The 12,822-nt window shown below is 69.7% G+C and carries 11 protein-coding genes; all 11 read left to right on the plus strand.

Annotation, left to right across the window (positions count from 1 at the left end; translation table 11 throughout):
* The first annotated feature begins 376 nt into the window (after positions 1-376).
* The gene (locus CFW40_RS29845) at positions 377-2,098 is read left to right on the plus strand and encodes a WD40 repeat domain-containing protein (RefSeq protein ID WP_088800900.1); all 1,722 of its coding nucleotides are present in this window, start codon (positions 377-379) and stop codon (positions 2,096-2,098) included.
* 10 nt (positions 2,099-2,108) lie between these two features.
* Positions 2,109-2,795, plus strand: a complete 687-nt coding sequence (gene ribA / locus CFW40_RS29850) for a GTP cyclohydrolase II RibA (protein WP_256331207.1) — start codon at positions 2,109-2,111, stop codon at positions 2,793-2,795.
* Positions 2,796-2,803: 8 nt separating this feature from the next.
* Positions 2,804-3,805 (plus strand): SUMF1/EgtB/PvdO family nonheme iron enzyme, encoded by a 1,002-nt coding sequence (locus CFW40_RS29855; RefSeq protein ID WP_176956346.1) that lies wholly within the window; start codon positions 2,804-2,806, stop codon positions 3,803-3,805.
* Positions 3,806-3,811: 6 nt separating this feature from the next.
* Positions 3,812-4,897 carry a glycosyltransferase family 4 protein gene (locus tag CFW40_RS29860; protein WP_088800902.1) on the plus strand — a complete coding sequence of 362 codons (1,086 nt, stop codon included), beginning with the start codon at positions 3,812-3,814 and terminating at the stop codon, positions 4,895-4,897.
* Positions 4,898-4,975: 78 nt separating this feature from the next.
* Positions 4,976-5,908: a nucleoside hydrolase gene (locus CFW40_RS29865; protein ID WP_088800903.1), complete on the plus strand. Its 933-nt coding sequence runs from the start codon at positions 4,976-4,978 to the stop codon at positions 5,906-5,908.
* Between the two features lie 28 nt (positions 5,909-5,936).
* Positions 5,937-7,361, plus strand: coding sequence for an MFS transporter (locus CFW40_RS29870; RefSeq protein ID WP_088800904.1), 1,425 nt, complete (start codon positions 5,937-5,939; stop codon positions 7,359-7,361).
* Entirely contained in the window at positions 7,358-8,173 is an 816-nt protein-coding gene (locus CFW40_RS29875) for a hypothetical protein (protein ID WP_088800905.1), read from the plus strand. The genes CFW40_RS29870 and CFW40_RS29875 overlap by 4 nt, the downstream gene beginning before the upstream one ends.
* Positions 8,160-9,521, plus strand: coding sequence for an NCS2 family permease (locus CFW40_RS29880; RefSeq protein ID WP_176956345.1), 1,362 nt, complete (start codon positions 8,160-8,162; stop codon positions 9,519-9,521). Before CFW40_RS29875 ends, CFW40_RS29880 begins: the two co-directional genes overlap by 14 nt.
* 35 nt (positions 9,522-9,556) lie before the next feature.
* Complete coding sequence (locus CFW40_RS29885) at positions 9,557-10,213, plus strand: HD family hydrolase (protein WP_176956344.1); 657 nt, start codon at positions 9,557-9,559, stop codon at positions 10,211-10,213.
* Between the two features lie 278 nt (positions 10,214-10,491).
* Entirely contained in the window at positions 10,492-11,493 is a 1,002-nt protein-coding gene (locus CFW40_RS29890; protein WP_088800907.1) for a TIGR03842 family LLM class F420-dependent oxidoreductase, read from the plus strand.
* Between the two features lie 185 nt (positions 11,494-11,678).
* Positions 11,679-11,858: a hypothetical protein gene (locus CFW40_RS29895; RefSeq protein WP_088800908.1), complete on the plus strand. Its 180-nt coding sequence runs from the start codon at positions 11,679-11,681 to the stop codon at positions 11,856-11,858.
* The last annotated feature ends 964 nt before the right edge of the window (positions 11,859-12,822 follow it).

Here is a 12,822-nt window from a genome sequence, read left to right on the forward strand (position 1 = left end):
TCGGCAGCGGACACGAAGAGCGGCGATCATGCATCTACGCGGGCCCGTGCAGGCAGCGGCAGGAGCCGTGCGGGGCGCGCTCATACGATCTTGGCTCAATCCAGAGGGCTTTTCAGGCTGGCGGAAATATGTCAAAACGAGACAGTTGTCCGAACGGCGTTGACTTGGGCATTTGCCAAAACTACAGTCCTGCCTCGGCCACAATGCGGCTCCTCGCCCACGCCCGGCTCGAAGCCGATCCGCGTTTCGTCTAACGCCTTTCTCTGTCCATGCAGTCAGCGGAATTCATCCGCACCACCCATGTGGCGTCATCGCTCCGTACGGGACACACCTGTGCCCCTTTGCAGGGGCTGACACGTGACGACAAGAGGAATTCATGATCAAGCACACATCGCCGATCAGCGGAATCGATGCCCACGGCGGACTTGTGGTGACCGCCGGCTACGACAACCGGGTCATTCTCTGGAATGCGTCGACCCGTACCGCCCTCACCGAGGCACGCCACGACCACCTCGCCAATCAGTGCCGGTTCTCCGCCTCCGGCCGCATCGTCGTGACCTCGAGCAGCGACTATTCGGCCCGATTGTGGTCCGTGCCCGACCTGCGTCTCATCACGGTCCTCACGGACCAGAAGGACGACGTGGAGATGACCGTGGTCTCGCCCGACGAGACACGCGTGGCCACGGCCTCACGCGACCGCCTCGCCCGGATCTACGACCTGGACGGACGCCTGATCCACCGCCTGGAGGGGCACGAGGCCGACGTCCTGTCGGTCGAATGGGTGCGGGACGGCACCGAGTTGGTGACCACCAGCGACGACGGCACCGTACGCCGCTGGGACGCAGCCGGCGGATCTCTGTTGAGCGCCATCGACCTCGGGGACGCCGAGACGGACACGGTCGCGGTGCTCGGCGTGGACCGCTTCGCGCTCGGCAATGACGAGGGAGAGCTGATCCTGACCGGCCCGTCGGGCACCAGACGCCACCGTGTGCACGACGCCGGGATCAAGCGGCTCGCCTACGACGCCGAGGGCGGCATTCTGCTCAGTTCCAGCTACGACCGCACGGTGCGGCTGTGGCGCCTGGACCGGGAGACGGACCCCGTCCACCTCCTGACGAGCGAGGTGCCGGCCGACGTCTGGCTGCGGTCGTGCGCCCGACTGGACGCCACCCGCTGGGTCTTCGGGACCTTCGGATCGAGTTACGCCGTCTTCGACCGGGACACCGGGAGCTGGGACCTGACCGGCGTCGAGCCCACGCCGGGCCTGAACGCGGTCGCGAGTACCCCCCTCGGGCGGTTCACGGTCGGTGACAGCGGCACGGTCCGGCGCGATGACGAGGTGTCGGCCGAACTCGGCAGCTGCTGCAACTTCGTCACCCCGGTCGCGGGTACGGTCGTCAGCGGCGGTCAGCTCGGCGCCCTGTACGACGCGATCACCGGGGAGGTGCTGCACCAGCACCGCTCCCCGCTCAACTGCGCGGCCGTGCACACGACACCGGACGGCGAGGTGCTGGTCGTCGGCACCTACACCGGTGAGGCGCTCGTCCTGCGTGACGAGGCGGGGACCGGACTGCAACTGGTCGGCGAGCACCGCATCCAGGAGAACGCCATCAAGGGCGTGGCCGTCCAGGGCGACGTGCTCTTCAGCGTGTGCGCCACCGGTGCCGCGAGGTGGCATTCCCTGCCGGACCTGAAACCCGTCGCCGGCGACGACGAGGCGCACGCGCGCATAGCCAACGGTGCGGCGGGTCTTCCGGACGGACGTTTCGTGAGTGTGAGCCGCGACCTGACCCTGAGGATCTGGAGCGCCGGCGGGGAGCAGCAGAAAGTCGTGCCGACTCCGCACCGCAACAGCATCAAGTGCGTCGCGGTCGACCCGCACACCGGTCTGATCGCGACGGGCGGCTACCACGGCCGGGTCGCTGTCTACGACCCCGATGCCGGTGAGTGGGTGCGCGACGCGCGGCCGACGACCGCCGGCATCTCGGCACTGGCCGCCGCCGGCGCGCCGGGGCGGTTCCTGGCCTCCTCCTATGACGGCCGTGTGTATGAGATCGAGGCGCCTGCGGCCGTGGGATCCGCCGGCCGGAGCAAGTAGGAGCTGCCTGATGACGACATCCGATGAGATCGTGGTGGCACGCCTGGCGAGTGCTCCCGTCCCGGTCGGCTCCACCCTCATGCAGCTGACCGTCTTCGGGCAGGTCGGCGCGAACGGCCAGGAGACGGAGGAAGTGGTCACCCTGCGGACGCTCGCGCCGTGGAGCGAATCCGCCGCCCCGCCGATCGCGCGCATCCACAGCGCCTGCTTCACCGGAGACGTCCTCGGCTCCGAGAAGTGCGACTGCGGTCCCCAGCTGTCCGCGTCCCTGGCCGCCATCGTCCAGTCGTACAACGGGGTTCTCGTCTACATGCTCCGCCAGGAAGGGCGGGGCATCGGCCTGGCGAACAAGATCCGCGCCTACGCGCTGCAAGCGGCGGGGCACGACACCATCAGCGCGAACCTCGCCCTCGGCTTCCCGGCGGAGGGCCGTGACTTCCGGATGGCCGCCGACTGCCTGCGGCATCTGGGCATCACCCGGGTCCGCCTCATGACCAACAATCCGGAGAAGGTCGGACAGCTCGCCGCCCAGGGGATCGTGGTCGAGGACCGGGTCCCGCTCGGAGGCTTCCGCACCCCCTTCAACGAGGCGTACCTCGAAGTCAAGGACCGGTTGATGGGCCACCTCGACGCACTGGGCACGGCACGTCCGCTCACCTCCCTCCCCGTCGGTGTCTCACCGCAGGGGGCACCGTGACGTCCCACATGGCGCACACGAACCTGGTCGACGCCGATATCAACTCCCTGACCGACAGAGCGGCCATGGGTCTGCCCGAAGGGTACGTGGAACCCAGAGCGGAGCGTCTTTCGCACTTCGCGCAGGTGGCCGGTCATCCGCCGGCCCGGCTGGCCGAGCTGGTCGAGGACGCCTCACTCACCCTCGAACACCGTCTGGCGGCCGGCACCGTCCTGGCTCTCGCGGGCGACCCCCGGATCTGCTGGGACGCCCCGGACATGCTGCACGTCCCCGCAGGCCGAGCACTCCTCGGAACGCCGGACAGCGAGGTCGACGCACTGCACGCCGACGCCGCTCAGTTCGGCGTGCAGCGCTCCTGGGTGGAGAAGGAATGCCCCCGCCACACACTGCCGATCCCGGCCTTCGGCATCGCCAAGTACCCGGTGACCAATGCGGAGTTCGCGGTCTTCCTCAAGGACACCGGCCGGTCCGAGATCCCGAGCAACTGGAACTACGGCCGCTTCGATCCCGCCGCCGCCAACCATCCCGTGTACACGGTCACCGCACACTGCGCCGACGCCTACGCGAACTGGCTCAGCGAGCGCACCGGCCGCCGCTTCCGTCTGCCCACCGAGCAGGAATGGGAGTACGCCGCAGCAGGGCCGAAGGGACTGCGCCACCCCTGGGGCGACACCTGGAGCGCCCGGGCGGCCAACACACTGGAGACCGGCCTGCTCATGACCAGCCCGGTCGGGGCCTTCCCCGAGGGCCGGTCATGGTGCGGGGCACTGGACATGGCGGGCAACGTCGAGGAGTACACCAGCAGCACCTATGGACCGTACCCGGGCGGGGAAGTGGTGCACGACGACCTGTACGTGAGGCTCGGCGCCTACCGGATCGCCCGGGGCGGAGCCTTCAACCGGTTCCGTGATCTGGCCAGGTGCCAGCGCCGGCACGGCCCCTACCCGCGCTCGCTGTATGCGATGGGCTTCCGGCTGGCCGAGGACGTTCCGGCGTCCGGGGAGGACTGACGAGCGGTGCGTATCGTCCACGTCCACTGGACCGGGCTGCCGGTCACCGGTGGGGTAGAGAGCCATCTGAGCGCGGTCGTCGGCCAGCTCGGCGCCCTGGCGTGCGAGGTCCATGCCGTCGTGGGCACACCGCACTCACCCGGCTGCGACTACGACCCGGTCCTCGACATCGGCGAGCCCTTCGCCCCCGGCCGTGCCGCCGCACTCGCCGCACGGTGTCTGGACGCCGACATCGTGCACTGGCACAACCCGCAGTGGCACAGGCCCGAGGCCGTGACCGCCGTCGTGGAGCGGCTGCGGGAGCGCCGGTGGCGCGGCCGCCTCGTCTTCGACCTGCACAACATCGACGAGCGGCCCGAGCAGTGGACGTTCCTCGCCACCCTCCCCGGCCCCCTGGTCGCGCACTCCGCCTTCGTCGCCGACGAGGTCAGGCGCAGGCTGCCCGATGCCGACGTCACCGTCCTCGCTCTTGCCCTGCCCCTGGAAGAAGCCTCCTTCCGGCTTCCCGCCGCGGGTGGCACCACCGTGCTGCAACCCAGCAGGATGACCCGCTGGAAGGGCTCCCACCTGAGCCTGGAGGCGTCCTTGACCCTGCTGGACGAAGGCGCCGATCTGCACTTCGTCCACGCGGGAACCCAGCACCTCATCTGGCCGCCCGGCATCCCCGAGGACCTTCTGGAACGGGCCGGTGCCTGGCAGGAGAAGGGACGCGTGCATTTCACCCACTACCGTCCCCAGCAGAGCTGGGCCGCGATCCGCGCAAGCGACATCATCATCCATCCGACCATCGACCGGGGCGCGCACGGCGAGCCCTTCTCGCTCTCCGTCGCGCAGGCCGTCATCTGCGGACGCCGCATCATCGCCAGCGACTCCGGCAACCTGCCGCTGCTGCTCGGCGGCTACTCGGCCGCCACCCTCGTCCCCGCGGGCGACGTCCACGCACTGACCAGCGCACTCCGAGAGGCCGCGCAACAGCCGCCGGTGGTGCCGACGGCGGGCGACCGCGCCCTGGCCGGGCGCCTCCGTGACGGCTTCGCGACCGCCGGCCGGCGCCACCTGGCCTTCTACCGGACCCTCGCCCGCGCGGCATAACGAGGCGGGCGCCGCCACCACCGCCGAAGCACCACCGCCGATCCGCCGCAGGCCCCCGACCGAACACCTGGAGTCCCCATGCCCACCCCCATCATCCTGGACTGCGATCCCGGCCACGACGACGCGATGGCCATCCTGCTCGCCGTCGGCGACCCCCGCGTGGACCTGAAGGCGGTCACCACCAGCGCGGGCAATCAGACCGTGGAGAAGACCGCCCTGAACGCACGGCGCATGTGCTCCCTGGCCAAAGCCTTCGACGTGCCCGTCGCTGCCGGATACCTCAAGCCGCTGACCGGCAGACTGCTGATCGGCGACGACGTGCACGGCGAAACCGGCCTGGACGGCTGGGACTTCCCGGAACCGGAGGTGCCGCTCCACTCCGCACATGCCGTGGACCTCCTCCACAACCTGCTGGCCGACAGCCCCGAACCCCTCACCTTGGTGGTCACCGGACCCCAGACGAACATCGCGGGACTCCTCGCCCTCCACCCGCAGGACAAGGAGAAGATCAAGGAAATCGTGTGCATGGGCGGGGCCACGCACCGCGGCAACACCCTGCCCTACTCGGAGTACAACATCCTGGTCGACCCCGAGGCCGCCCACGAAGTGCTCGCCAGCGGCGTCCCCCTGACGTACTGCGGCCTCAATGTCACGCACCAGGCGCCGGTCACCCGCGACGTGCTGCAGCGGATCACCGACGTGGGCACGCACATCGGCAAGGCGTCCGCGGCCCTCCTCGCCTTCCGCTCCAGCACCTACGACCAGATCTGGGACCTGCCCGACGCGCCGCTCCACGATCCCGTCGCCATCGCCCGGGTGCTCGATGCGAGCCTCGTGGAATGCGTCGAGGCTCCCGTCTCGATCGAACTGCACGGGGAGTTCACCCGCGGCGCGACCGTGATCGACCTCTACGGTGTCACCGGCAGGCCCGCCAACGCCCGGGTGGCGACGCGGCTGGACACCGAACGGTTCTGGGATGTGTTCATCGCGGCGCTCACCGCCCTGGGCTGACCAGCTGACCTACGGAGGCTGACCGACCGTGCCCGTTTCCCCCCTTCCGACACCGGGTGCCCGCTTACTGACGGCACTGGCCGGGGCGCAGCTGCTGGTGGCGCTCGACTTCTCCATCATCTACGTCGCGCTGCCCGACATCGGGGCAAGCCTCCATTTTTCCGCGGTCGCGCTGCAGTGGATCGTGAGCGCGTACGCGATCTTCTTCGCCGGGTTTCTGCTGCTGGGCGGGCAGCTGGCGGACGTCTTCGGCGCCGGCCGGGTGTACCTCACCGCCCAGCTGCTGTTCGCCGCCTCCTCGATCGGGGCCGCCCTCTCGCCGTCCGCCGGGGTGCTGATCGCCGCCCGTGTCGGACAAGGGGTGGCGGCGGCCCTGCTGGTGCCCGCGACACTGGGCCTGCTCAGCTCCGCCTACCCGACGGGCCCGGAGCGCGACCGGGCCGTGAGCGTGTGGGGCACCACGGGGGCGGTCGGGCTCGCCCTCGGTGTCACGGCCGGCGGAGGCATCCTCGCGGTGGCCTCCTGGCAGTGGATCTTCTGGATCAACATCCCCATCGTGGTGATCTGTCTGCTCGCCGCCGGCAATGCGGTCCGCTCCACCACGGCCGGAGCCCGGGCTCCCGTCGCCACGGTGGCCACGTTCTCGGCGTGTGCCGCGGTCGTGGCCCTTGTCCTCGCCTTCACCGAACTCTCCCGCGCCCGGCCCTCCCTCCCCGTCGTCGCCGCCGCGCTGGCGGTGACGATCCCGGCCGGGGCACTCCTGTCACTCAGCCAGAGACGGCGCAGGCCGCTGGTGCCCCGTGCCCTGTTGCGCGTACGGACCCTTCAAGTGGCCTGCCTGGCAGCGGCGTTGTACATGGCGAGCTTCGGAGCCGAGTTCTACCTCGTCACCCTCTACCTCCAGGACGTACGGGACTACAGCGCGTTCGCCGCGGGCCTGGCCTTCCTTCCGCTGGCCGGCGCCATCACCGTGGGGAACACGGTGGCCGGCCGCCTGGCCGGCCGGCTGCCGTTGCGGCGGCTGCTGTCCACGGCGTTCCTCACCGGTGCGGCCGGCCTTGTGGTGCTGGCCCTGGCCGTGGGCGCCGAGGGCGGTTACCTGCCGGCCATCCTGCCGGGACTGCTGCTCAGCGGCCTGGGGCAGGGGATGGCGTTCACCGGAATGTTCATCACCGGGACCCGTGACCTCCCACAGGCGAGCAACGCGACCGGGAGCGCCCTGGTGACAACGGCGCAGTACCTCGGCGGCTCCCTCGGCCTGGCGCTGCTGGTCCTGATCCACGGCGAGCAGCCGGCAACCGCCGACTTCGTCCGGACGTTCTGCGTCACCGCAGTCATCGCCGCGGCGGCCGCACCCTCGGCGCTGTTCCTCCTCACCCGTACGGGCCGGCCGCCCGCCCCGGTGTCCCGGCAAGACCAGCCCTCGCAGCACAGGACCGGAGGTCATCGATGAACGCTGCCCGCTTACTCGACAGGACCGGGCTCCCGCCGCGGGCCCGGCAGACGGTGGACGAGTTCGAGAAGGAACACGACACGTACTTCAGCCACCTCGTCCACTTCGCCCCCCAGCTGCTGGAGTCGCTGCACGCCCCCGGCGCGCTGCCGGACACCATACGTGTGGCGTCCGCCGGCGTTCCTGCGGTGCGCGAGCGGATGTCCACCGTCACCGAGGTCGCCAACCTTCCCGAACAGCGGGAGGCCGACCGCAGCCGCTACCTCCAGGCGCTGCTCGACATCTACGGCCTGCTCCCCGTCCAGGCGCAGCACAGCGCGTCCGCACCGGGAACGACGGTCATCGCGCCGGAGCGCGAGGGGCGCATCCTGGCCGAGTGCCTTGCCGTCCTGCCCCGGCAGCGGGGCTGGACACCCCACGCCAAGCGGATGCCGGTGGCCGGGGGACTGCTCGTCGGTGTGGACGAATGGCTGCCCTCGCAGGCGGACCGGCTGGTCATCGTCGACGGCGTCGTGGCCAGCGGGGTGACCCTCATGACGATGCTGCAGCTGACACTCCGGCCGGGAGCCGACGTCGAGATCTTCACCTGCCACTCCACCCGGCAAGGCGCACTCGCCCTGGCGAGGTACGCCGAACAGCTGGAGGTGTCGCTGACCCTGCACGTCGGTCACGTGTCCGGGGCGCTGAACGGAAAGTTCTACGCCGTGGCACCGGACGCACCTGACCAGGTACTGCTGGGCGATGTCGGAGACACCATCAGCCCCGTCACCCCCGCCTTTCCGCCCCGCGGACCACGACGTGACCCCGCCTGACCGCCCAGGACTCAGGCCGAAGCCGGTCGCTGCCCACCCCGGGTCCGGCCACGGAGCGGTCGACCGGTACTTCCGCCTGAGCGCGAGGGGCTCCACCTGGCGCCGCGAGATCTTCGCCGGGCTGTCGACGTTCCTGGCACTCTCCTACATCGTGGTCGTCAACCCGGCCATCCTCAGCCAGGGAGGCATCCCGCACGCCGCCGCCTTCTTCGCGACGGCAGCGGTCGGCGGCCTCGCCACCATGATCATGGGACTGTGGGCGCGGCTCCCCTTCGCCGTGGCACCCGGCATGGAGATGAACGCGATGATCGCCTTCTCCGTGGTCGGTACCCTCTCCTACACGTGGCCCGAGGCACTGGGAATGGTGTTCTGGTCCGGCATCGCGATGCTCGCGGTGTCCCTGCTGCGGCTGCGCGAGGCCGTGATCAACGCGATCCCCCCACAGATGCGTTCGGCGCTCGCCGCCGCGGTCGGCACGTTCATCGGCCTCATCGGCGTGCAGATCGGCCACCTCGTCACCACGTCCGACGGGCGGCTGTCCGGCCTGGGCGACTGGACGGGGCCACCCGCCATCGCCCTCTACACCGGCCTCGCCGTCGCCCTGGCCCTGGACGCCCTGGGGGCCCGTGCCGCAGCGGTCCTCGGCGGCATCGCGGCCGCCGCGCTGTACTGCGCGTTCGCGGGCATCAGCACCGAGGCGGTCCACGACGGCGTCCACGGCAGCGGGGCCGCGCTGCTCCGCTTCGACCTCACCGTCATCTCCGACCCGCGAGCGTGGAGCATCATCCTCGTGCTGTTCGCCCTCGACTTCTTCGGCAGCATCGCGAAAGTGGTGGGCCTGTCGGCGCACACCCCCCTGATGGACGGCGACGGGCAGGTGCCCGGTATGCGTCAGGCACTGCTCGTCGACGCCGGCGCCACGGTCGCCGGATCCGCAGCCGGATCCTCCAGTTTCGTGGCCTTCGTGGAGAGCGCGGTCGGTATCCGCGCCGGCGCCCGCACCGGGATCGCGGCGATCGTCACCGGACTGCTGCTGTTCTCCTGCCTGTTCCTGGATCCGCTCCTGGCCCACGTCCCCGTCGAAGCCACCACCGGTGCGCTGGTCTTCGTGGCGGTCAAGATGCTCACCGCGCCCCGCTCAGGCGGAGTGGACCGCCTGGGCCTGGCCGTCACGGCGACCGCCGTGGGTGTCACGATCGTCACCCTCGCGATCGACCAGGCCATGGCCGCGGCCTTCCTGGTGACCACGGCCGCGAGCGTACTTGGCCGCCGACGACCGCATCCCGCCCTGTGGGTGACGACGCTGGTTCTTACGGCCAGTGTCCTTCTGCACTATCTCCACCTCTGAACAGTGCACACCCGAACCCCTTCAAGGAGCCTGCCATGCCCCACGACGACGCCCCCCTGCTCGCCGCATCGGTCCAGCAGCCCGACGGCACCCCCGACAGACTGCGCCGCCAGATCGAGTTCATCATCGAGGTGGACCGGCTCAAGGACGTCTTCCGGCAGAGCCCGCTGCTGGCCGCGAACCGCAAGGAGAACGACGCCGAGCACTCCTGGCACCTCGCCCTGATGACCTTGGTACTCGCCGAATACGCGGACGAGCCCCTTGACACCAGCAAGGTCCTCGCCCTCGTCGTCCTGCACGACCTGGTGGAGATCTACGCCGGAGACACCTTCCTGTACGACACGGCAGCCGCCGCCGACCAGGAAGCGCGGGAACAACAGGCAGCGGACAAGCTCTTCGCCCTCCTGCCCGCCGACCAGCGAGACCATTTCCGGTCCTTGTGGGACGAGTTCGAGGAACGCAGCACCCCCGAGGCGCGATTCGCCAAGGCCATGGACCGGCTCCAGCCCCTTCTCCTCAACTACGGCAACCGCGGGGGCACTTGGCGCACCCCGGGAGTCACCGAGCAGGACGTGCTCACCCGCAAGTCCGTGATCAAGGATGCCTCCGCAGACCTCTGGCAGTACGCACAGGACCTCATCCACACAGGAGCCGCCAACGGCTGGGTCCCCCGCGCCGATCCCGGCGACTGAGGAGAACCAAGCCAGTCGTCTCCCATCCGGCTCCAGGCGCTTGAGCCGCCTCGGCCGAGCCTCAAGGAGGGAGAGTCCAAGTCGCCGGCGCGGTCCCCGGCATGTTGCGGAGCGCCGGCTGCTCGTTTGACCTATGGTGCAGTGGCCGCGGACGTCGGTGCCTTAGGGGGTGTCTCCCTAGCCGCTCGGCGATGAGCGCCCGCCCAGCGCGTACCAGCGAGCCACGGCCCGCACATCCCGCGTGGCACCTGTCAGTACCTCAGCTAAGGAGCGCCGCCGTGGACTTCGGAGTTGTTCTGCAGGCCGACCCGCCCTCCTCCGCCCTGGTGTCCCTGATGCGCCGTGCCGAGCGCAACGGCTTCCGCTACGGCTGGACCTTCGACTCGACCGTGCTGTGGCAGGAACCGTTCGTCCTCTACAGCCGCGTCCTGGAACACACCGAGCACCTGATCGTCGGCCCGATGGTCACCAACCCCTCCACCCGCGCCCCCGAGGTCACCGCCTCCACCTTCGCCACCCTCAACGAGATGTACGGCAACCGCACCGTCTGCGGTATCGGCCGCGGCGACTCCGCGATGCGGGTGGCCGGACGGCCGCCCAACACCCTGGCCCGGCTCGGCCAGGCCATCGGCGCCATCCGCGATCTGGCCGAGGGCCGGGAGGCATACGTCGGCGACCACCGGATCAAGATCCCCTGGATCAAGAACGGCAAGCTCCCGGTATGGATGGCCGCCTACGGCCCCAAGGCCCTCGCCATGGCCGGCGAACTGGCCGACGGCTTCATCCTCCAGCTCGCCGACCCCTTCCTCACCGAATGGATGATCAAGGCCGTACGGACCGCCGCGAAGGACGCCGGCCGTGACCCCGCCGCCCTCACCATCTGTGTCGCCGCACCGGCCTACGTGGGCGACGACCTCGACCACGCCCGCGACCAGTGCCGCTGGTTCGGCGGCATGGTCGGCAACCACGTCGCCGACCTCGTCGCCCGCTACGGCGAGCACTCCGGCATGGTGCCCGACGAGCTGACTGCCTACATCGCCTCCCGCGAGGGCTACGACTACGCGCACCACGGCCGGTCGGGCAACCCCGACGCGGGCTTCGTGTCGGACGCGGTCATCGACCGCTTCTGCCTGCTCGGCCCGGCCGCCGCGCACATCGGCAAACTCCGGCAGCTCCAGGCCCTGGGCGTCGACCAGTTCGCGCTCTACGCCATGCACGACGCCAAGGAATCCACCATCGACGCCTACGGAGCGGAAATCCTTCCCGCGTTCGCCGACTGAACGGGCGCCGGCGGGAGGGCGGTGCACTCCGCCTTGGGCGAGGCGGCACCGGAGCGCCCGGCGAACGCTCGGGCGAGCCCCCCGCAGCGGCCGACGGCGGCCCGCCCGCCGGCCGGGCGCCACGACCGATGCCATGCCGCGCCGCCCGGCCACCGGGCGGCCCGCACCCGGACGAAAGGCCCCGCATGCCCGCGACCCCCTCACCCCTGCCACCGGACCTCCCCATAGCGCCCCAGGGCCAACTCACCGCCCACGACGGCCGCGTCGAACCCGCCCCGGGAGCCATCCCCGCACACGGCCGGTACGTCAACGCCGACCTGCGCCCCGTCCCGCTCTCCGAACGCCGCGTCCACACGGCCCCCTGACCGGCTTACGCGGCTGCAATGGGGGACTCACTTCCCTTCGAGGGCTACCGGTTGGTGATGATCCACCCAACGCCGCCCGATCCAACGATGGTTGCGAAGGATACGAGTAACCACGGCGGAATGCGGTACACGGAGAGACGCACGCTCTTGGTGTGGATCTTGATGATGGGGGTCTGAGGGTCGCTCACGGCTCTCTCTCCAGTGTTCGGGCACGCCAAATAACGCCCATGCGGGCGACGTTGATGTCGTCGCAAACGGTAGCGTTTCCGGTGGGGTGTTGTCGCCTTGTTCTGTGATGCTCAGCGTGTTTAGTGCGCTAAACCTTTTGTTTAGCTGGCTGAATGCCTGGTGAGTTCCACTGGAGGTCGGCAAGGCTCCCATGGAGATCTGCTAGCTAGCAAGCAAGCACGAATGGCATGCATGCATGCACGGCGAATAACTCCGGGCCCTCTGACCTGGCCTGTTGGCCTGTTGTGGGCGTCAGTCCCGGATCGGGGAATTCTGTCCCACCTTGGGACTGGCGACTTTCGAGATTGTTCTAGAGGGATCTTGAAGCTATCTAGATGACTCACCTCTTAAGAGGTGAGTTTGAGGCAGGTGGCTACCCCCCTCCGGTGCCGGTCGATAATCGCGGTCCTTCATGTACAACGCGCCGTCTTGTACATCGCGACGCCTTTGTGATCCGCCCTCAACCGGAACATGTTCCGCTCGGGTGACAGGGGAGGGGGTTCCATGCGTAGGTGGTGCCTGGACTGTAGGGCCTGGGCAGACAAGGGGGGCCGATGCTCCCTGCACCACGCCCAGTACGAGCGTGGGCGCAACGCACAGACCAACGCTGTACGGCGTGTACGTATGGCGACGAGGGATGGTGCAGCAGCGAGATTGACGCCGCCGTGGCCATGATCCTGGCCGTCCACGGCGCCGTCATGTGGCGCGTGAAGACAACGGCGTCACTGACTCCCCG

Origin of the sequence: Streptomyces sp. 2114.4 (assembly GCF_900187385.1) — a bacterium.
Lineage (GTDB): Bacteria > Actinomycetota > Actinomycetes > Streptomycetales > Streptomycetaceae > Streptomyces > Streptomyces mooreae.